This window comes from Bacillus sp. AC266 (assembly GCF_979253805.1).
Genome location: NZ_CEEDEC010000002.1, coordinates 545,915 through 566,833, shown reverse-complemented (window position 1 = coordinate 566,833; position 20,919 = coordinate 545,915). Strand labels below are relative to the sequence as shown.

Sequence of the window (20,919 nt, the reverse complement as noted above, 5' to 3'; positions counted from 1 at the left end):
CTCCCCCTTCTACACTATAGTACACTAAAATACCTTGCCTCAGGGTGAGAAAATACCATAGCCGTTACAGACGCTTCTGGCTCCATCATAAATCCTTCTGTTAATGAAATACCTATTTCTTCTGGATGAATTAAGCGAAATAATTTTTCTTGATCAGCAAGTTCTGGGCATGCTGGATAACCAAATGATACGCGTATTCCTCTATATTTTGTACGGAATCTCTCTTCCATCGTCAGTTCAGGTGAATCTGGAATTCCCCAACGATCACGAATGAGCATATGTGTTTTTTCAGCAAGTCCTTCTGCTAATTCAAGTGCTAACGACTGAATCGCATGACTGCGTAAATAATCTCCCTTCGCCTTCCACTCCTCTGCAATATCTCGAACCCCTTCTCCAACGGTAACAGATAAGAAAGCGACATAATCCATCTCATCTCCAATCGGGCGTATATAATCTCCTAAAGTACGGTATGGTGCTTTCCCTTGTCTCGGAAATTCAAATCGCTCTATAATACGTGTGTGATCTTCCGGATCGTATATAATTATATTTTGTCCATCACTTTGCGCCGGGAAAAATTGATACACCGCTTTTGGGCGTAACCAAGATTGTCCTTCTTGTAATAATTCATCAATTAAATCATTTAGCTCATGTGCTCTTTTATCCCCTTCTTGCAAGAGTTTTTTTACGTTTCCTTTTAACCCAAGATGGTGTCCAATTAACATTTGTCTATTTAAAAACGGTGCAAGATGAAGGGCAGGAATATCCCGTAATACAACTCGTTTCGTCGAATCTGGCACTATAACAGTTGCTTTTGGCAACGGCTCAATAACTGCGGGAATTTCTATTTTTTTCTCCTCTTGTTTCACAATATGAAGATGGCGTTCCTTTTTATCTCGCTTCATCTTTTCACGTTCTTCTTCTTTTTGTAATTTGTTAATAATATCAAGACCTGTCATTGCATCACTTGCATAACATACGAGCCCTTTATAAGATGGAGAAATACGATTATCTGTAAATTTCCTCGTTAGTGCTGCACCACCTACAACAATTGGAATATCAATATTCGCTGCTTTTAAATCTTCAGCAGTCGTTACCATTTGTTGCGCTGATTTTACTAACAAACCAGAAAGGCCAATAATATCAGGTTTCTTTTCTTGTACTTCTTGAACAATTCGATCCGAACGAACATTAATTCCTAAATTAATAATTTCATATCCGTTATTTGATAAAATAATTTCAACAAGGTTTTTCCCAATATCATGTACGTCTCCTTTAACAGTCGCTAATAATACTTTCCCTTTTTTTGCACTCTCACTAGATTCCATATGTGGCTCTAAGTAACTTACGGCAGCTTTCATACTTTCAGCACTTTGCAATACTTCAGCAACGATAAGCTCATTACCATTAAATAATCGCCCCACCTCATCCATTCCTGTCATAAGCGGCCCGTTAATAATATCCAGAGGTTTTCGTCCTTCTGTAAGCGCGAGACTTAGATCTTCTTGTAGTCCTTGCTTCGTACCTTCTACAATATAATTTGCCAGTCGTTCATCAAGTGTTAGCGTTTCTTGTATAACGACATCTTTCTTTTTGGCAACACGATAAAAGTTTGTAAATTTTTCTAACGTCTCTTTCGTCGTTTCAAATAATAATGCATCCGCAAGACGTTTTTCTTCCTCTGGAATTAACGCATAGCGTTCTAATTTTTCCGTATTAACAATCGCATAATCTAATCCTGCTTTCGTTGCATGATATAGAAAGACAGAGTTTAATACTTCACGTCCAGCTGGTGGTAAACCAAAAGATATATTACTCACACCTAGAATCGTTAAACATTCTGGTAACGCTTCTTTAATAAGACGAATTCCTTCTATAGTCGCTGCCGCTGAACCTATATATTCTTCATCACCTGTTCCTACAGGAAACACAAGCGCATCAAAAATAATATCAGATGGGCGTATACCATACTTTTTCGTTAGTAATTCATAGCTTCTTTTAGCAATCTCTATCTTTCTTTCTGCACTAACTGCCATACCATCTTCATCAATTGTCCCTACAACTATCGCAGCACCGTATTTCCGAAGAAGGGGTGTCACTTTTTCAAAACGTTCTTCTCCATCCTCTAAATTAATAGAATTGATAACACCTTTTCCTTGAATATAAGTAAGAGCTTTCGCCATAACATTTTCATCTGTTGAATCAATCATAATCGGTACTTTTAACACTTTCGTAACTTCTGCCAAGAATCTTTCCATATCTTCTATTTCATCACGATCAGGGTCTGCCATACAAATATCAATAATATGAGCATTTTTCTTCACTTGCGCTCTTGCCACTTCAGCAGCCTCTTCAAATTTCCCTTCTGCTACTAATCTTTTAAACTTACGCGATCCAATTACATTCGTCCTTTCTCCAACAAATAAAGGCCTCATAGAATCATCATATTGCAACGCTTCTAGTCCACTAATTCCATGTCCAACCCTTTCATGATGCTCACGAGGATTAATCGAGGCAAGCGCCGATTTCATTACACGTATATGTTCTGGTGTTGTGCCACAACAACCACCAATAATATTAATCCATCCTTCTTCAGCAAAACGTTTTACTTTTTCAGCAAGTGACGCTGGAGATTCGTGATAATGCCCATCTTCATCAGGAAGACCAGCGTTTGGATAACACGAAATATAACACTCCGATAAATCAGATAGGGAACGTATATGTTCCCTCATAAATTCTGGACCAGTAGCACAGTTTAATCCAACCGATAATGGCTTCATATGCTCTACCGATAAATAAAAGGCTTCGATCGTTTGACCCGCTAAAGTCGTTCCCATCGGTTCAATTGTTCCAGAAATCATAATAGGTACTATTTTGTTTAGTTCTTCAAACGCCGATTGAATTCCAATGTACGCAGCTTTCACATTACGCATATCTTGACTCGTTTCAACGAGTAATACATCAACTTCTCCTCTTAATAGTCCTCGCGCTTGCCTTGTATAGGCTTCAATTAACTCTTCAAAAGTCACACCACCTGTAACACTAATCGCTTTCGTCGTTGGTCCCATCGCTCCCGCAACATACACTTCTTTCCCACTTTCTTTAACCGCTTGCTTCGCCAAAAGCGCTGCCCTTTCGTTTAACTCTTCATCTAAATGAGACAATGCATAATCACTTAATACAATATTTGTTGCACCAAACGTATTCGTTTCAATAATATCTGCTCCAGCTTCAATGTAGACTTTATGAATATTTAAAATAACATCCGGTCTTGTTTTTACTAAATATTCATTACAACCTTCGTATTCTTCTCCTCCAAAATCTTCCGCTGTTAAGTCTTCTTGCTGGATCATCGTTCCCATTGCACCATCTAATATTAAAATTTCATGTTGTAATCTCTTTTCTATTCGTTTCATCAATTAATACCTTCTTTCACTTCTTGCTTTTCTCTCACATATTTCACGAGATGTTCTGTAATTTCATATTTTAAAAACGGTGTAATAAGATAAATACCGTTAAAGTATTTCATCGCCGCATCGATCAACTCTTGTGAAATACGAATCCCTTCCTCTATGGCTGCATCTTTCGTTTCATGTCCATCCATTCTTTGTCTTATCTCTTCAGGGAGAGTAATACCCGGCACTTCAAAATGAAGAAAATCTGCGTTCCGCTTACTTACTAACGGCATAATTCCAATAAAGATAGGTTGTTCCAAATGCTTTGTCGCTTCATATACTTCTTCTATTAAGGCAACATCATATATCGGCTGCGTTAAGAAATATTCAGCACCAGCATCAATTTTTCGTTCCATTCGCTTGACCGCTGCTTTTAAATGCCTTACATGAGGATTGAATGCACCTCCAACAGAAAATCTTGTTGCCGGACCAATTGATTTCCCTAAAATAGAGCGTCCGTCGTTCATCTCTTTAATCATTTTAATGAGCTCTATCGATGACAAATCATATACAGAAGTTGCACCTGGGAAATCACCAACGCGCGCTGGATCACCAGTTAAAGCTAGCACTTCCTCCATACCTAATGCTGATAATCCAAGTAAGTGAGACTGTAGTCCAATGACGTTATGGTCTCTACACGTTAAATGCGTCAATACTGGAATATCATGCTTCGTTAATAATGCACCCATAGCCATATTCGAAACACGAGGAGATGCTAATGAATTATCTGCTAGAGTAATAGCATCCGCTCCAGCCCTTTTCAGTGCTCTTGCCCCTTCAAAAAAACGCTGCGTGTCTAACGTTTTCGGTGGATCTAATTCCACTACAACTGTCGTTTGTTTCTTTGCCTTTTCTGCTAGAGTAACATGAGCTCTCGAACGCTTCTCATGTGTATGGACCACTTTAGGCCTTTGAATCGTCTCCTTTGCTATTACAGGTGCAACATTTGCAATAGCACGTTTCATTCCTTCAATATGTTCCGGGGTAGTACCACAACAACCACCTAATAAACGAATACCTTGTTCAATAAATTTCGGTGTCATTTCTTCAAAATACGCTGGACTTCCCTCATATACGTAACGCCCTTCCACATAATTCGGGAGACCTGCATTCGGATATGCTGATAAATAGCCATTTTGAGGAATCGATATCATTTTGAAAGCTTCCGTCATGTGAAGCGGGCCTAGTTGACAGTTCAATCCAACAACATTGGCACCGTAATCTAAAAGCTGTTTTAATATTTCATTGACATCATTCCCATTTTGAGTCGTACCTGCCTCATGTAACGCTAACTGAGCAACAATCGGAATATTCGTTTGTTTACGCAATACTTTAACCGCATGCAATAATTCAAATTCATCATAAAAAGTTTCTAATAGTAATCCATCAACCTGTTCTTCTAGTAAAGCACCTGCCTGCTCAAGTAACATAAATTCTCGCTCTATATCAGTCGTTGTAACAGCACCAATATGTTTCATACCTCCAATTGTCCCTAAAATTGCATTCCGATCTGTTACTGATGCTTTCGCAATATTCACTGCCGCTTTATTAATTTGGACAACTTGATTTTCTAGACCATACATGCGGAGTTTCGCTTCATTCGCACCATACGTATTCGTTTGAATAACATCCGCTCCAGCAGCTACATATTGTTTATGGATCGATATAATTAAGTCCGGGTCAGACAAATTCAATTCTTCAAAACTACTTTGTAAACCATGCGAATGTAATAACGTTCCAACCGCACCATCACCTATTACAATTCCTTTTGATAATAAATCTAGTAATTTCACGAATCTCCCTCATTTCTATCAATATAAAAACCCCCTCTTCACTTTGAAGAGGGGGACATAATTGTTCCTCCTCTTATTATGCAAAACACACGTTTTGCAGGTTTTAGCACCGTTTCAAACATTTAGTTTGAAGGTTGCCGGGTTTCACAGGGCCTTTCCCTCCACCGCTCTCAATAAGAGTTTGTCTTTATTATTTTATTTATGTAGCTAAAAGGAAATACGTTCCCATTTTAACAATGTTTGTTAATTTTTTATAAATTTAGCACGCACTAAAATAAAAGTCAATGACACTTGCGGAAAAATAAAAATTATTTAAAATAAAGTTGCAATTCAATTATCTTTTGTTGTAAAGTTAAAACCATAATAAAATTTCATACGAACATTCTTATCTAGAGAGGTAGAGGGACTGGCCCTTTGACGCCTCAGCAACCATTAACATTCATTCGTTAATAAGGTGCTAATTCCAGCAAATTGTGAAAGATTTGACAGATGAGAAGAAGACTCTATTCAATCCGAAAGCCTTCTTCTTAGAAGGCTTTTTTTATTTTCACTTAGTCGTTCACTTTAAAAAGGGGGAATTTTCACATGTCAACAATCGAAACAAAACTAGCACAAATCGGGAACCGTAGCGAAGCTACAACAGGAACGGTTAATCCACCTGTTTATTTCTCAACTGCTTATCGTCACGAAGGAATTGGTAAATCTACTGGATTTGACTATTCAAGAACTGGAAATCCAACTCGCGGCCTTTTAGAACAGGCAATTGCAGACTTAGAAAGCGGTGAGCAAGGGTATGCCTGTAGTTCAGGAATGGCGGCTGTTCTCCTTGTCCTTTCACTATTCCGTTCCGGAGATGAGCTTATCGTATCTGAAGACTTATACGGGGGAACATATCGTCTATTTTCCGAACATGAAGACAAGTGGAATATTCGATGTAGATACGTAGATACACAATCTATTAAACAAATTGAGCAAGCAATCACATCTCAAACGAAGGCTATTTTCATAGAAACACCGACTAATCCATTAATGCAAGTAACTGATATCGTAAGTGTAGCAAGTGTAGCGAAAAGGCACGGACTACTTCTTATTGTAGATAACACGTTCTATACGCCTTATATACAGCAACCATTAACAGAAGGTGCAAACATCGTCCTTCATAGCGCAACTAAATATTTAGGCGGTCATAACGATGTACTAAGCGGACTTGTCGTTGCGAAAGGGAAATCTCTTTGCGAGGAGCTTGCTCATTATCATAATGCCTCTGGTGCTGTCTTAAGCCCGTTTGATTCATGGCTATTAATTCGAGGCATGAAGACTTTAGCACTTCGCATGAAACAGCATGAAGAAAACGCTCATGCAATTGTTGCTTATTTAAATGATGAAGATGGTGTGACAGATGTATTTTATCCAGGAAGAGGTGGTATGATTTCATTTCGCCTTCAAGATGAAACTTGGATTAATCCTTTCTTACAATCTTTATCCTTAATTACATTTGCTGAAAGTCTTGGCGGTGTCGAAAGTTTAATGACTTATCCAGCAACGCAAACTCATGCCGATATTCCAGAAGATGTTCGAACAGCACGTGGTGTGTGTAATCGCCTTCTCCGTTTTTCAGTCGGCATCGAAAATAGCAACGACTTAATTCGAGACTTAAAGCAAGCAATTAAACTTGTAAAAGAAGGTGTAAGAATATGAGTTATTCCATAGATACGCTTTTACTGCATAATCAATACAAGCATGACTCACACACAGGAGCTGTTAACGTTCCCATCTATAACACATCAACATTCCATCAGTTTGATGTAGATGCTTTCGGAAAGTATGACTATAGTAGATCTGGAAATCCAACACGTGAAGCTCTTGAAGATATCATTGCTTTATTAGAAGGCGGGACAAAAGGATTTGCCTTTGCATCAGGCATTGCAGCCATTTCTACTGCATTTCTCCTTCTTTCACAAGGTGACCATGTTCTTATTTCAGAAGATGTATATGGAGGTACTTATCGAATTGTTACTGAAGTTCTCTCCCGTTATGGTGTTTCACATACATTTGTTGATATGACCAATGTGGAAGAAGTAAAAGAAAACATTAAACCAAATACGAAGCTCTTTTATGTAGAAACACCTTCTAACCCACTTTTAAAAGTGACAGATATTCGTGCTGTTTCTAATCTTGCAAAATCTATTGGTGCTCTTACTTTTGTTGATAATACATTTTTGACACCACTATTTCAAAAACCGCTTGATCTTGGCGCTGATGTCGTTCTTCATAGCGCTACAAAGTTTATTGCTGGTCATAGCGATGTCACCGCCGGATTAGCTGTCGTAAAAGATGAAGAACTCGCTCAAAAGCTCGGCTTTCTACAAAACGCTTTTGGTGCTATTTTAGGACCGCAAGATTGTTCTCTCGTGCTTCGCGGCATTAAAACATTGCATGTACGTCTCGAACATTCAGCTGCAGGTGCCAACAAAATCGCAAATTTTTTACAAGAGCACACTAAAGTTCAAAATGTCTATTATCCTGGCTTACAAACACATCTTGGATTTGACATTCAACAATCTCAAGCTACATCAGCCGGAGCTGTCCTATCTTTCACTTTACAATCAGAAGACGCACTCCGCCAATTTTTATCAAAAGTAAAATTACCTGTCTTCGCAGTTAGTTTAGGTGCTGTCGAATCGATTCTTTCCTACCCAGCTAAAATGTCACATGCAGCATTGTCGCAAGAAGCTCGTGATGAAAGAGGTATTTCTAATTCATTACTTCGGTTATCCGTTGGCCTTGAAAATGTTGACGATTTAATATCCGATTTTGAAAATGCCCTTTCTTATGTAGAAGAACCTGTAAATGCATAAAGGGAAGAAACGAAGCTGTGTACGAATAATAAAACTCTTCAAGAAATAAAATAGTTGTTTAAAAAGATGAACTCTAGAATAAATGACTGATGACTTGATTATTCTAAGATGTATCAGTTACATCCAAACATTTCATTATCATCATAATGAAGCTGATCATAATCAGCTTCTTTTCTTTTAACCTGTTATATATTCTATATATAACATTATAATTCCTTTGTCATATTATTTTAAAAATTTTGTATATTCATTTGAAAGAATAAGAAAATCATGATAAAATTGTGTTACGAATATATCTATATCTTTCAATTTTTGAAACGCATCAAAATTTCCACTCAAAAATGTCATTTTACAAAACTGTGCAAATTTATCTATTTTATTTACATCAGGGTCTCTTTTCTTACAATTTCTTTACTTTAGGACTTTTTTTCTGCAACAACTGTTTTCTTTTCTTTGATTTTTTGGTATGTATAGTATGGTATAACAGCTCACACGGAGGTGGAAAAGAACATGTTAGAAACCTTTCAAAAAGAAATAGAACTATATGAAAGCAATGCAGAATTATTGAAAGTGCTTGCTCATCCTGTTCGCTTATGTATTGTAAAGGGATTAATTGAACGTGGCCCAAGCAACGTTTCTACAATGTACACAGGCTTAAACATGCCACAATCTACAATTTCACAGCATTTAGCAAAGTTAAAAAGTGCTAAAATCGTTTCTAGTGAAAGAAAAGGATTGGAAATTTACTACAAAGTAGAAAACGAAACAATTATTCAACTCGTTCGCGTATTATTAGGTTAGGGACCTATAGACAGAGAAAAAGAGTGTATTCTATATTTTTCATCTCATATCTTTAATATAAATATATATCATGAGAGAAAATATATAATGCTACATAATTAAAAGTCGTATTAAAAAACAAGACACAGAAAATACTGTGTCTTGTTTTTTTCATATCGTTAAATATTGATTCAAAAGTAAATTCTTCATATCTTTTGTGTGTATAACAACATCGAAAGCATTACCTAATCCTCCGTTCAAAATCATAGAGCGAATAGCTCTATTTAGTTTTTGAGTTTCAGAAAAAGGGTTGGTATCTTGATGGCTAGCAAGCTGATCTAATATTCCTGCTGCTAACAAAAACTCTGATTGCTTCCTATGCCATATCGTATTAATTCCTTGCAGCTCAAAATTCATCTTCAACTCATCCCAATGAACATGTGTAGTAAGGTCCATTTCTCCTGGATATGCAAGAGGATTACGAATTAGCTTGTGCTTATAATATCCTCTTAAACTTCCTTCACGATGTGCAGGATGCATCCATTCTTCTTTTGTATATCCATAATCAACTGTAATACATATACCTTTCTGAAACCATTTCGCAATCTCTTCTATATACTCTTCCATTGCAATAGGCACTTCAAAGCGCTGTCCCTCAGCAATATGAATGTTATATTTCAATAAGTAACGACCGACTCTTTTCTCTATCGGTCTAAATACTTCTGTAAGGTTTCCCTCATCTGTATACGTGATACGTACTTCATACAAAATTCCATTTCTTTTCTCAACTATCTCAACAGGAAACGCATCAAATAATTCATTCGAAAAAATAATTCCTTCGAAAGACTCTCCCATTTCAATATAAGATGTATAATACGACACATTATCAAATAAGCAAAGCCTCTCCTGTTGTAGCCTTCTATGAAAAGGGCTCACTTCAATAATTGAATAGTTTAAATTGATAAAGGTTTCCGGAGATAATTGTTTCCATTCTTGTAAAACATCATAGGCAAACTTTCCTGTTCCCCCACCAATCTCACAAATATTTGGAAAAACTTCTCCCTTTTCAACAAGCCGAATAAAAAACTTAGCAAAAGTCTTCGCAAATACAGAAGATACATTGCTACTCGTAAAAAAATCTCCCTGTCTTCCAATTTTTTCACGTTCTCTCATATAATACCCATGTTCCTCTGCATATAATACGAGGTTCATATACGTACTATATGAAATCGAATGATCCTTTTCTTTTCCCATCCATTCTCTTAAATTGAGCTCCATCCCCATAATGACTCCTTATTGTAAAAATGGATTATTTTCTTTTTCAAATCCAATACTTGTTTCTGGACCGTGTCCACATAGCACTGCTGTTTCATCTGGTAATACAAATAATTTCTCTTCAATACTTCCAATTAATTCAGCAAAACTTCCACCAGGTAAATCCGTTCTTCCAATACTCATTTGGAACAATACATCTCCAGAAAATACAGCATTCGCTTCTTTACTATAATAAGAGATACTTCCTGGAGAATGTCCTGGTGTCTCAAAAATTTCAAAACTAAAAGAACTGATTGTTAATGTACCCTCTTCGTCAATAATATGATCTGCTGGTTTTGCTGTAATACTGCGGTTCATCATAAAAATTTGCGAGCCATTCACAGTTGCATCGCCTAACCAATTCGCTTCTTCTTTATGTACGTATACCGGAATATGAAAAGCGTCTCTCACGGCATCAACAGCACCAATATGATCGAAATGAGCATGTGTTAATAAAACCGCAAGTGGCTTTAACTGTGCTTCCTGTAAATATGTAACAAGTTTCTCTCCTTCATGACCAGGATCAAAAATAATACACTCATTTTGATCATTCGTTAAAATATAAGCATTTGTTTGTAATGGGCCTAAAGGCATTTGTATCCATTTCATATGAAAATCTCCTCCAGTTATTTAATTTACTTTTAATGATACAACATTTCTTTCTCTTAGGAAAAGAAGGCGTGTTATCTCGACAATCATTTTTAAAACATGTACAATATAAAAGAGTAAATATTCTAAAAACTCATTCTAAGGAATGAGTAGACAGAGGAGGATATTGTATGGGCCTTGTTATTATTTTTACGCTAGTCACTCTGTTAGCTGTATTTGCTACGCTTAGAACACTTCGCGAAAAAAACTTATTCGCGGGCGGCTTCGCTATTGCAACCGTACTTGTTTTCGGATGGTTTACAATCATGACTGTTCTATATAATGGGTACCCACCAGCTTAATACATTTACATTTTTATTCTCCAACAAGATCTTGCATAAAAAGAGGAAGGGGGCCCCTTCCTCTTTTCATTATTCACAACTTATATCATCTTCGCCTCGTATTTGTGCTTTTTTACAAGCCACGCTCCTCCAATTACACCTGCATCATTACCAAGTATTGCAATTGCTAACTTTGTGCTCTTTACAGCACGAGAGAAAGCATATTGCTCGAAATAACGTTGAATTGGCTCTAATAGTGCGTCTCCAGCTTTAGATACGCCACCACCAATTACGATTTTCTCTGGGTTCAACGTACTAGCAAGGTTCGCTACAGCTAATCCTAAATAAGAAGCTACTTTTTCCACTACTTCACCTGCTAGTTCGTCACCTTGTCCAAGTGCTTCAAATACATCTTTTGATGTAATAAGCCCTTCTTCTGCTAACATAGAACGTAAAATACTTTCTTTATCTGTCTCTTGTATTTGTTGCATAGCAACACGTACAATACCTGTTGCAGAGGCTACCGTTTCTAAACAACCCGACTTCCCGCAATTACATGGAAAAGCGTTCTCTGTAACAACTGTAATATGTCCAATCTCACCAGCAGCACCGCTTATACCATGTACAATCTCACCATTGGCGATAACACCACCACCAACACCAGTGCCAAGTGTCATACAAATTAAATCTTTTGCTCCTTCACCAGCACCTTTCCACATTTCACCAAGCGCCGCTAAGTTTGCATCATTATCAATAACAACAGGTAATCCCGTTTCTACTTCTAGTAAATCTTTTAACGGATAGTTTTTCCATCCTAAATTAACCGCTTCATAAATCATTCCAGATGCCACATGTACAGGACCAGGAGCTCCCATACCAATACCAATTAGCTTACTTTTTAATTCACCTAATTCTTCTAACTTTTTATCAATAGCTTTCGCTACATCAAGTGTAATATGTTTTCCTTGTTCATTTGTATTCGTAGGGATTTCCCACTTATGTAAAATTTCACCGTACACATTAATAAATGCTAATTTAATCGTTGTACCACCAAGGTCAACACCAACTAACCATTTCTCTTCCATGTTACTTACCTACCTTTATCTAATTCTTATTTAGCTCTTTTTGAATTTCTTGCTTCAATAAAAATAAAGCTGTTTGATAGTCTTGTGGGTCGATTAGCTGTGATTGATTTAATTCACGCAATTCATCTTGCATTAATTGTAAATCTGCAATTCGATCACCCGTATAAATAATCGTACCAAATTTCTTTAGCAATTGCTGAATATCATAAATAGATACCATTTCATCACCCTCTATGCTCACTTACTATAAAAAATTATAATAAGAAAACGTTCACATATTTTATTATAATCACGAAGAAAAAGTCTCGTCAATTTTTATTTGTCTATACAAGCCCATTTTTAACCATTGTTCCTTTTTCTGTAATAATTTTTTCTACATTTTTATCAAATGGCTCTACTGGAATATGTTCTACCATTTGAAAACTATAAGCTAATGATAGCGCTTTCCCTTTATAATGCACGAGATAACGATCATAATAGCCACCGCCATATCCAATCCGTTCTCCTCGCTCTGTATAAGCTACGCCTGGCACGATTTGAAGATCAATTTCATCTGCATTCACTTCTTCCGTAAGCGCTGGAATTGGTTCACGTAAATTCATATACACTGTTTCTAATTGATCAAAATTACTAATTTTCCGGAAAGACATCGTTCGTGTTCCTTTATTACACTTCGGAACAACAACTTTCTTTCCTTCTTCCCAAGCTTTTTCGATAATAGGATATGTATTCACTTCATTTTCCATTGAGAGGGTGATTCCAACTGTTTTAGCTTCAACCCACTCTTTTTGCGCATACAACGAAGCTGCAATTTGCTCTGATAAAGTTGTATACCGTTCTTCTGATAAAGAATTCATGTGTTCTATTATTTGTTTACGTAAACGTAGTTTCTCTTCTCTCACACATTTTCCCCCTCACAGTGACACTTTGCTCTACGATGATAGTGTATCACTTTTAACAGAGGAACCGAATAAAAAAAGAAACAGTAGGAAAATATTCCTACTGCTTACTTTGTTTCACGGTGTAACGTAGACTTCTTGTCACGCTTGCAATACTTTTTAAGCTCGATACGCTCAGCGTTGTTACGTTTGTTTTTCTTTGAGATATAGTTACGATCTCCGCATTCTGTACATGCTAGAGTAATATTCACACGCATTCTTATTTCCCTCCAGTACTAATAACTTAAATCAGACTATACTATAATACCACTTTTAAAATAAAAATTCTACACCTTTTGATATTGTCTAATTTTTTCTATAAGATTTTTCATGTTTTCCCTTGCTATTACTGGGTTTCTAGCATGCGAATACACTAAAAATTTCGGTTGTTTTGTGTCAGAAACGATATAAGACCACTCTTTTTCGGTATATTTGAACTGTACTCCTTCAAATATACCTTCTTCCTTTCTTTCCATATCAGCCAATAATTTCCTCATTACTTTCCCTTTTTCATTCCATGAACATACAACTTCATCACAAAGTAGATAGAGCGGAGGTGATTGCTCTACTATGCTGAGAAATGTTTTTCCCTGCAATGCTATTAGCTCGAATAATTTTCCAATTCGATATAAAATATCTCGCTTCCATCTCGCTTGAAACGACTTTTTTTCATCCTGCGTATAAAATAGAAGGTAACATTCTCCTAATTTCAAAGACATCGGGTAAATATTTCCTGCCGATTCAAGTAATAAATCTGGAATATCTACCTCTTCAAAATCTGTTCCCTGGTAAATATTACTATAATTATCATATAACTCGAAATAATTTCCTTGCTCTGAAAACATAAGTGCCATATTTGCTTTACTTGATTTCATCAAGGCTTTCACATGATGCTTTTGTTCGCCCGCATAAATCCATGTAACTGTGCTTCCGAGCCTTTGCAAAAAAATCATAAGTAAATGTTGTAACATATCATTTCTCTTATTAATAAGAAGATGAAACTTCTGTTTTTGTATCGTTTCAATATCAATACGCTCTAACACAGCTTCTACATAATTATTTGCAGAAACGTGAACTAGCTTATTTCGCCCCAGTTCTTTCTCAGAAGCGTAATAAAACGACTCAGACATATATACTTGTTCTATCTCTTTTTGCTGCTTATACGTTAAAAACGAGCCCTCCTTGCCATACAGTTGTATAACAATCCCTCTTTCGCTTTCCACTTGAACGAAAACTCCACCTGCACATTGCAAATTATGAATGGCATACTGAAAAAGCGACTCATTCATTTCTTTACATTCCATCGTATGAATCCCGCTGCCATGAATGGCATGGAGGAATAAATTTTTAAAGGAAGTTGTTTCTATATTTTCCTGACTTCCAATCAATATACTCTCCCCTTTGGCAAAAAGAGATCCATAAGCCATTGCAACTTTCACAATAAATTGAGGAGTAATTTCAACATTACCCCTTCCTACAATTCGGCTTTTTTGTAACCATCCTGCACTCTTTTCACTCTCTTTAACACCGGCAGAACCTACTATCGAATGACTATCTATCTCCTTATATGGCCATATTTTTCCTTTTTGCTTAATTACTGTACTTTTCCCTATATGACAATGATCCGCTACAATACTTTTTTGAAAAAGTGTAACATCATCTTCGACCATTGTATGATCTCCTATTGTTGTTTCTAACAACTCACAATTTTTTCCTATATGAGAGTTTGCAAAAATGATGCTTTTTTGAAGATGAGAATAACTTGAAACGATACTATTTTTCCCGATAATAGAGTATGGTTCAATTACAGCCCCTGCACCAATCATTGCTCCTTCTCCAATAAAAGAAGGGCCATGAATTTTCGTCCCTTTTCCTATCGTTACACCTTCTCCCATCCACACCATCGGTAATACTTCTGTATATGGAATAGGCACCTTCAATTTTTTCGTCAACAAATCGAATTGAGCTTGCCGATATTGATCAAATGTACCAATATCTAGCCAATAGTCTTCTGATAAATATGCAAATAAAGCATTTTTATTTGCCAATAAAGGAAACACATCATGACTGAAATCCGAAAATTCCATGGATGGTATGTAAGAAAAGATTTCTGGCTCCATTATATAAATACCTGTATTCACAATATTAGAAACTACCTCATTCCAGCTCGGCTTTTCTATATATCGTATAATTTCTTGTTCTTTATTCATTACAACTAAGCCAAATGAGAGTGGGTTTTCTACTTCTTTCACAAACATCGTTACCATTCTCTTCTCCTGTTCATGAAATGCAATTCCTTCTGATAATTGAAAGTCAGTTAGTGCATCCCCACTAATAACAACAAATGTTTCATCTAAAAAACTTTCGGCTTGCTTAATACTCCCTGCTGTTCCAAGCGGAGGAGAATCTTCAAAATAATACAAGTTAACTCCCCACTTACTACCATCACCAAAGTATTGCTTAATAGCGGTACTCATATATTGAACTGTAATTGCAATTTCACGAATACCATGCTGACGTAATAATTCAATATTATATTCAAGAACTGGTTTTTCTAACAATGGTAACATCGGTTTTGGAGTATTACATGTTAATGGTCTAAGGCGTCTCCCTTTTCCTCCAGCTAAAATAACCCCCTTCATATACTTCAGCCTCCACTTATATAATGTTCAAGAACTCCGTATATCATTTACCCCACATTAACTGCAGTAAAAGTCCGGTTTGGTACGATCTAACAATCAGCGAGAGACAGCCCCACTAATTAAAGCCTCACTTTATAAATAAATGTACCTTTTAACTCCCACCAAAAAAGAAAGCGCTTACCATTAACTTGGTAAAATAATTAATAAGACGTAACTAACATATATGTACTTATTTTTCCATTAATTATGATACATCTTATCATCATAGACTAAAGGAAACAATGAGCTTTTTTTGTCATGTTTTGACTAAAAAAAGCAGGTGATTTCTCATCACCTACTTTTCCCCCTACTCATTCAATAAATAATGCTTTCCTTTTACTACATAAAATACATTCTCGGCAATATTTGTAACATGGTCTGCTACACGCTCAATATATCTTGCAACAAAGGATAGTTGTGTAATTTGTGTAATCGCTTCTGGTTGTCCAGGGATAGATGAAATAAATTCACGAATCGCCTTCCCATAAATTTCATCAACTGAATCATCCATTTCAGCAATTTGTTTAGCAAAAGTTAAATTTTCTTGCTCATATGCTTCTAATGCTAAATTTAACATCTTATGAGCAATCTCAAACATTTCCTCAATATTATGTAAACTAACAACCACTTCTTTTTCACCAAGACGAATTGTTGATTTCGCAATATTAACAGCATGGTCTGCAATACGTTCTAAATCTGTCGCTGTTTTAATTGAAATGAAAATTCTTCTTAAATCACTCGCTACAGGCTGCTGCTTTGTAATAAGCATAAGCGCAAGGTCATTTATTTCCTCTTCTAAATTATCCATGCGATAATCCCCATCAATGACTTCTAACGCTTTCTCTACATCCCTGTTGTGAAGACCTTCCATAGCAATCAATAAAGCTCCACTTGCTAACTCACCAAGCTCGATCACCTTTTGCTGTAACGTTTTTAAATCACATTGAAACTGTTCTCTTACCATCATTTCTTCCCCCTCAATATTATGTGCCATTTTATATAAATCCCCTACCCAGCCTCTTGTATGTTTATTAAGCCTTGAGAAAAGAGAAATATTACTCCCCTATTTAAAATGAGGTAAAAATGAGAAATGCCCTCTGTTAAGAGGGCATTTACTCTTAGCCTTGCTAGCGATATCAACCAAATCGTCCTGTAATGTAGTCTTCTGTACGCTTATCTGCAGGTGTTGTAAATAATTTGTTCGTATCTGTATATTCCACAACTTCTCCACTTAAGAAGAAAGCAGTTTTATCTGAAATTCGTGCTGCTTGTTGCATGTTGTGCGTTACGATAACAATACTAAAATCTTTCTTTAACTCCTGAATTAATTCTTCTACTTTTGATGTTGAAATTGGATCTAGCGCCGATGTTGGCTCATCCATTAAAATTACGTCTGGCTCAATCGCTAAGCAGCGTGCAATGCATAGACGTTGTTGCTGACCACCAGATAAACCGTATGCATTATCATGCAAACGATCTTTTAACTCATCCCAAATAGCTGCGCCGCGCAAGCTATTTTCAACAATTTCATCAAGTGTTTTTTTGTCACGAACACCATGGATTTTCGGACCATATGCTACATTTTCATAAATAGATTTTGGGAATGGATTTGGCTTTTGGAACACCATACCCACATGCGTACGTAATTCTTCAACTGGATATGATTTATCAAATATGTTTCGTTCTCTATATTCGATAACGCCCGTAGTTCGAACGATAGGCACTAACTCTACCATACGATTTAGCGTTTTTAAGTATGTTGATTTCCCACAACCACTTGGACCGATAATCGCTGTTACTTCATTCTCATGAATACTTAAGTTGATATCTTTTAAAGCATGGTCTTCTCCGTACCATAAATTTAAATTTTTCGTATCAAATACTATTTTTTTTGGTGCTGTCTCAATCTTTTTTTCATTTTTCACCTGTACATTTACTACTGTTGCTACCATTTGAATTCCCCTTTCATCCACTTCCAACTTATTTTCGATTTCGTAACCATAAGACAAATATATTTATAAAGAGCAACAATCCTAGCAAAACAATCATCCCAGCTGCTGCTACATACTGAAATTCTTCTTGTGGTCTACTCATCCAATTAAAAATTTGAATTGGTAAAACCGTAAATCTATCAAACATACTGAACGGAACATAATTTGCAAAGGCAAGGGCCCCAATAACTAATAATGGTGCTGCCTCACCAATTGCTCTCGATACCGCTAACGTACATCCCGTTACAATCCCTGGCAAAGCGACTGGCAATACAATTTGATACATCGTTTGCCATTTCGTAGCACCTAATCCGTAAGAAGCCTCTAGTAATGAGCTCGGCACAGTTCTAATCGCTTCTTGACTAGCTACAACAACAGTTGGTAAGACGAGTAAACTCATCGTCAGTGCCGCTGCCATTATGCTCTCTCCCAAATGGAGAGCGTATACGAAAATAGTTAACCCGAGTAAACCAAACACAACGGAAGGTACCCCTGCTAATGTTTGATTATTTAATTCAATTAACTTTTTAAAAACGGACTCCTTCGCATAATGCTCTAAATAAAGAGCTGTTCCGACTCCGAATATAAAAGAGACTGGTATAACAATGCTCATAAATAGTATTGTTCCTGACAAAGCAGCGACAATCCCAGCTTCTCTCGGATTACGTGAGGCGAAGTTTGTAAAGAAATCTATTGAAAGATAACTTATACCTTTTTCAAAAATTTGAAAAAGCAATATAAAAAGTATTACTACTGAAAACAAAATTGCTATATAAAACAAACACTTGTAAATCCGATCCTTTAAAAAACGCGATGCCATATTTTCTTGTATGTTCTTATGGTTTAACATTCGCATATTATGTCAACCTCCTAAAACGGCGCATAATATATTGCGAAATGATATTCATAATAAAAGTAAACATAAATAACGTTGCACCTACAGCATACATGCTGTAATAAGTAATCGTTCCGTGCGGAGCATCACCTAAACTCACTTGTACAATATAGGCTGTTAATGTTTGAATAGAATGAGTCGGATCTATCGATACATTAGGTGTTGATCCAGCTGCAATAACAACAATCATCGTTTCACCAATTGCCCTGGAAGCTGCTAATATAATCGCTGCCATTATGCCCGTAAAAGCCGATGGAAACACCACTTGTTTTACCATCTCAAAACGAGTTGCTCCTAGCGCTAATGAGGCTTCTTTAATTCCTTTCGCTACAGCTCTCATCGCATCTTCAGAGAGAGACGCAATCGTCGGGATCATCATAAACCCTATAACAATACCTGGACTAATAGCATTAAAAAACTGCAAATCTGGTATAACCCGTTGTAAAAGTGGTGTGACAACTGTTAACGCGAAAAAACCATATACAATTGTCGGGATGCCTGCTAGTAGCTCTAACAACGGTTTTAATATTTTCCGAGCGCCATTCGAAGCGTATTCGCTTAAAAACACGGCACAACCTAAACCAATAGGAATTGCTACGAACATGGCAATTGCTGTTACAAGGATTGTTCCACATATAAGTGGTAATATACCGAATTTGGGATCTTCAAAAAAAGGTAACCATTCCTTCTCTGTCAAAAAAGAATACAATGATATCTTTTGAAAAAACATGATTGTTTCATTTGCCAACGTAATAATAATTCCAAGTGTCGTTACAATGGACACGCTAGCAATGGCTTTTAGTATTAACGGAACAATTCGATTGATTCGCTGCGTTTTTTTTCTTCTATTTGTATTTCTCTCAATCAAATGTTGTACAGAAAATGTAATTTGACTTTTGTCATTATGAGCCAAAGATGAAAACCCCTTTCCACCCTGACATTACCTTTTTATTTCTGTTAACATTCGCAGCTGTTCATTATATTTTTCTTTTGGTAATTTTACATATCCGACCTCTTCAGCAAGGCTTCCAACATGCTTAATCATAAACTCAACATAATTTGCTACATTAATTTTATTTCTGATAGATGCATGATTCACATACGTAAATAGCGGCCTAGATAATGGCTTATACGTACCCGACTGAATGGTCTCTTTCGTTGGAAATACACCATCCACCTGTATTGCTTTTACCTTATCTCGATTGGCCATATAATAAGCATATCCTACAAAAGCAATGGCATTTTTATCATTCATTACCCCTTGCATAATAACTTGATCGTCTTCAGACAAAGAAACCGTTTTTACAAGGCGATTATTTTGTAAGACAACATTTTGGAAATAATCATAAGTACCAGAGTCTACGCCTGGCGCATAAAATTTAACTTGTTCACGAGGCCATGATGAATGAATTTGTGACCATCGTTTCAATCTTCCATTTTCACTCCATAATAGACGTAACTCGTCTATCGTCATATTGTTTACCCACGTATTTTGACGATTCACAACAATCGTTAGACCGTCATAAGCAACCTCAAATGGTGTAAATTGAATGGATTTTTTCTGCATTGCATTTTCTTCTACCGGTTTCATCAATCTCGAAGCATTGTTTATATCTACTTCTCCTTTACTGAAACGATTAAATCCTCCCCCTGTCCCAGAAATACTAATAGAAATTTTCACGTTTGGATGGGCCTTTGTATATTCCTCTGCTACTGCCTCTATAATAGGGAAAACCGTTGAGGATCCATCAACTCTCACTTCTCCCATTTCATTTGTAGCGAATGCAGTAGACATATTAAAACAAAGGAAACATGTCGATAATGTCAAAACTTTAATCGATGCGCTCATCCATTTCACGTGTTCTTCCTCCTAGAAGTAACCGGAAATAACAGGATTACAGATATAAGAATACTGCTAAACTATTAATTCGGTTTTAATTATTTGTAAAAGTTTTGTAAAGTCCCACAAAAACAACTGTATACACAAACTTTATTTTCACTTTTGTACTTTAGATGCAGGAAATTTTCTAATCATCCATAAAGCGAAACTTTAATCAGTGGGGGTTTTGTTCATTCCCCCACTGATTATTAGCCCTCACCAATCGGGCGTTTACGGGCAGCAGGGCTCCCACCTAACTTCTTTGCTCCAGCTGAATTTTGAGGTGGGAATTTTACCGCCCTCAAACGCGGGATAAAACTGCTA

The 20,919-nt window shown here is 36.5% G+C and carries 18 protein-coding genes and 2 riboswitches; of the genes, 4 read left to right on the top strand and 14 right to left on the bottom strand.

The genetic code is table 11. The annotated features are described in order from the left end of the window. Positions 1-14: 14 nt before the first annotated feature. Both metH and AC0IXC_RS10400 read right to left on the bottom strand, forming a co-directional pair. Complete coding sequence (gene metH / locus AC0IXC_RS10405; protein ID WP_471652872.1) at positions 15-3,413, bottom strand: methionine synthase; 3,399 nt, start codon at positions 3,411-3,413, stop codon at positions 15-17. After that, entirely contained in the window at positions 3,413-5,245 is a 1,833-nt protein-coding gene (locus AC0IXC_RS10400; protein WP_002034032.1) for a bifunctional homocysteine S-methyltransferase/methylenetetrahydrofolate reductase, read from the bottom strand. Before AC0IXC_RS10400 ends, metH begins: the two co-directional genes overlap by 1 nt. A 70-nt stretch (positions 5,246-5,315) precedes the next feature. Beyond that, positions 5,316-5,425: riboswitch (SAM riboswitch) on the bottom strand. Between the two features lie 202 nt (positions 5,426-5,627). After that, positions 5,628-5,741, top strand: a riboswitch (SAM riboswitch). Positions 5,742-5,830: 89 nt separating this feature from the next. On the opposite strand from AC0IXC_RS10400, the gene AC0IXC_RS10395 reads away from it, so the two are divergent. The 3 genes from AC0IXC_RS10395 to AC0IXC_RS10385 all read left to right on the top strand — a co-directional run bounded on the left by AC0IXC_RS10395 (position 5,831) and on the right by AC0IXC_RS10385 (position 8,904). Further along, entirely contained in the window at positions 5,831-6,943 is a 1,113-nt protein-coding gene (locus AC0IXC_RS10395) for a methionine biosynthesis PLP-dependent protein (protein ID WP_002015129.1), read from the top strand. Next, complete coding sequence (gene metC, locus AC0IXC_RS10390) at positions 6,940-8,103, top strand: cystathionine beta-lyase (protein ID WP_016100610.1); 1,164 nt, start codon at positions 6,940-6,942, stop codon at positions 8,101-8,103. Before AC0IXC_RS10395 ends, metC begins: the two co-directional genes overlap by 4 nt. Positions 8,104-8,613: 510 nt before the next feature. Next, the gene (locus AC0IXC_RS10385; RefSeq protein ID WP_000894375.1) at positions 8,614-8,904 is read left to right on the top strand and encodes an ArsR/SmtB family transcription factor; all 291 of its coding nucleotides are present in this window, start codon (positions 8,614-8,616) and stop codon (positions 8,902-8,904) included. A 150-nt stretch (positions 8,905-9,054) separates the two neighbouring features. Here AC0IXC_RS10385 and AC0IXC_RS10380 read toward each other — a convergent pair whose 3' ends face one another. Further along, positions 9,055-10,167: a class I SAM-dependent methyltransferase gene (locus AC0IXC_RS10380; protein ID WP_012261713.1), complete on the bottom strand. Its 1,113-nt coding sequence runs from the start codon at positions 10,165-10,167 to the stop codon at positions 9,055-9,057. Positions 10,168-10,176: 9 nt separating this feature from the next. Beyond that, positions 10,177-10,806: an MBL fold metallo-hydrolase gene (locus AC0IXC_RS10375; RefSeq protein WP_002034035.1), complete on the bottom strand. Its 630-nt coding sequence runs from the start codon at positions 10,804-10,806 to the stop codon at positions 10,177-10,179. A 170-nt stretch (positions 10,807-10,976) separates the two neighbouring features. On the opposite strand from AC0IXC_RS10375, the gene AC0IXC_RS10370 reads away from it, so the two are divergent. Further along, positions 10,977-11,147 (top strand): DUF2759 domain-containing protein, encoded by a 171-nt coding sequence (locus AC0IXC_RS10370; protein ID WP_002034036.1) that lies wholly within the window; start codon positions 10,977-10,979, stop codon positions 11,145-11,147. A gap of 80 nt (positions 11,148-11,227) precedes the next feature. Here the strand turns inward: AC0IXC_RS10370 and glcK are convergent, their stop codons facing one another. The 10 genes from glcK to AC0IXC_RS10320 all read right to left on the bottom strand — a co-directional run bounded on the left by glcK (position 11,228) and on the right by AC0IXC_RS10320 (position 20,574). Further along, entirely contained in the window at positions 11,228-12,211 is a 984-nt protein-coding gene (glcK, locus tag AC0IXC_RS10365) for a glucokinase (RefSeq protein WP_471652871.1), read from the bottom strand. Positions 12,212-12,230: 19 nt separating this feature from the next. Next, positions 12,231-12,431, bottom strand: coding sequence for a YqgQ family protein (locus tag AC0IXC_RS10360; protein ID WP_000253699.1), 201 nt, complete (start codon positions 12,429-12,431; stop codon positions 12,231-12,233). A 103-nt stretch (positions 12,432-12,534) separates the two neighbouring features. Further along, complete coding sequence (locus AC0IXC_RS10355; RefSeq protein WP_471652870.1) at positions 12,535-13,113, bottom strand: 5-formyltetrahydrofolate cyclo-ligase; 579 nt, start codon at positions 13,111-13,113, stop codon at positions 12,535-12,537. A gap of 104 nt (positions 13,114-13,217) precedes the next feature. Beyond that, positions 13,218-13,367, bottom strand: coding sequence for a 50S ribosomal protein L33 (gene rpmG / locus AC0IXC_RS10350; RefSeq protein ID WP_001265616.1), 150 nt, complete (start codon positions 13,365-13,367; stop codon positions 13,218-13,220). Positions 13,368-13,436: 69 nt separating this feature from the next. Further along, on the bottom strand, positions 13,437-15,791 hold the full coding sequence (locus tag AC0IXC_RS10345) for a sugar phosphate nucleotidyltransferase (protein WP_471652869.1): 2,355 nt from the start codon (positions 15,789-15,791) through the stop codon (positions 13,437-13,439). A gap of 346 nt (positions 15,792-16,137) precedes the next feature. Next, on the bottom strand, positions 16,138-16,794 hold the full coding sequence (gene phoU / locus AC0IXC_RS10340) for a phosphate signaling complex protein PhoU (protein WP_033728155.1): 657 nt from the start codon (positions 16,792-16,794) through the stop codon (positions 16,138-16,140). Between the two features lie 172 nt (positions 16,795-16,966). After that, on the bottom strand, positions 16,967-17,782 hold the full coding sequence (pstB, locus tag AC0IXC_RS10335) for a phosphate ABC transporter ATP-binding protein (protein ID WP_002088644.1): 816 nt from the start codon (positions 17,780-17,782) through the stop codon (positions 16,967-16,969). A 28-nt stretch (positions 17,783-17,810) separates the two neighbouring features. Continuing rightward, positions 17,811-18,677 carry a phosphate ABC transporter permease PstA gene (pstA, locus tag AC0IXC_RS10330; RefSeq protein WP_002088645.1) on the bottom strand — a complete coding sequence of 289 codons (867 nt, stop codon included), beginning with the start codon at positions 18,675-18,677 and terminating at the stop codon, positions 17,811-17,813. A gap of 1 nt (position 18,678) precedes the next feature. After that, positions 18,679-19,629: a phosphate ABC transporter permease subunit PstC gene (gene pstC, locus AC0IXC_RS10325; RefSeq protein ID WP_002088646.1), complete on the bottom strand. Its 951-nt coding sequence runs from the start codon at positions 19,627-19,629 to the stop codon at positions 18,679-18,681. A gap of 27 nt (positions 19,630-19,656) precedes the next feature. Beyond that, entirely contained in the window at positions 19,657-20,574 is a 918-nt protein-coding gene (locus AC0IXC_RS10320) for a PstS family phosphate ABC transporter substrate-binding protein (protein WP_002138359.1), read from the bottom strand. Positions 20,575-20,919: the final 345 nt, after the last annotated feature.

Excerpts from the sequence above, each read along its gene's own strand:
- AC0IXC_RS10395 (WP_002015129.1), top strand. The coding sequence starts at position 5,831 with ATGTCAACAATCGAAACAAAACTAGCACAAATCGGGAACCGTAGCGAA.
- AC0IXC_RS10375 (WP_002034035.1), bottom strand. The coding sequence starts at position 10,806 with ATGAAATGGATACAAATGCCTTTAGGCCCATTACAAACAAATGCTTAT.
- glcK (WP_471652871.1), bottom strand. The coding sequence starts at position 12,211 with ATGGAAGAGAAATGGTTAGTTGGTGTTGACCTTGGTGGTACAACGATT.
- pstA (WP_002088645.1), bottom strand. The coding sequence starts at position 18,677 with ATGCGAATGTTAAACCATAAGAACATACAAGAAAATATGGCATCGCGT.
- AC0IXC_RS10385 (WP_000894375.1), top strand. The coding sequence starts at position 8,614 with ATGTTAGAAACCTTTCAAAAAGAAATAGAACTATATGAAAGCAATGCA.
- AC0IXC_RS10345 (WP_471652869.1), bottom strand. The coding sequence starts at position 15,791 with ATGAAGGGGGTTATTTTAGCTGGAGGAAAAGGGAGACGCCTTAGACCA.
- rpmG (WP_001265616.1), bottom strand. The coding sequence starts at position 13,367 with ATGCGTGTGAATATTACTCTAGCATGTACAGAATGCGGAGATCGTAAC.
- metC (WP_016100610.1), top strand. The coding sequence starts at position 6,940 with ATGAGTTATTCCATAGATACGCTTTTACTGCATAATCAATACAAGCAT.
- AC0IXC_RS10360 (WP_000253699.1), bottom strand. The coding sequence starts at position 12,431 with ATGGTATCTATTTATGATATTCAGCAATTGCTAAAGAAATTTGGTACG.
- metH (WP_471652872.1), bottom strand. The coding sequence starts at position 3,413 with ATGAAACGAATAGAAAAGAGATTACAACATGAAATTTTAATATTAGAT.
- AC0IXC_RS10370 (WP_002034036.1), top strand. The coding sequence starts at position 10,977 with ATGGGCCTTGTTATTATTTTTACGCTAGTCACTCTGTTAGCTGTATTT.
- phoU (WP_033728155.1), bottom strand. The coding sequence starts at position 16,794 with ATGGTAAGAGAACAGTTTCAATGTGATTTAAAAACGTTACAGCAAAAG.
- pstB (WP_002088644.1), bottom strand. The coding sequence starts at position 17,782 with ATGGTAGCAACAGTAGTAAATGTACAGGTGAAAAATGAAAAAAAGATT.
- AC0IXC_RS10380 (WP_012261713.1), bottom strand. The coding sequence starts at position 10,167 with ATGGGGATGGAGCTCAATTTAAGAGAATGGATGGGAAAAGAAAAGGAT.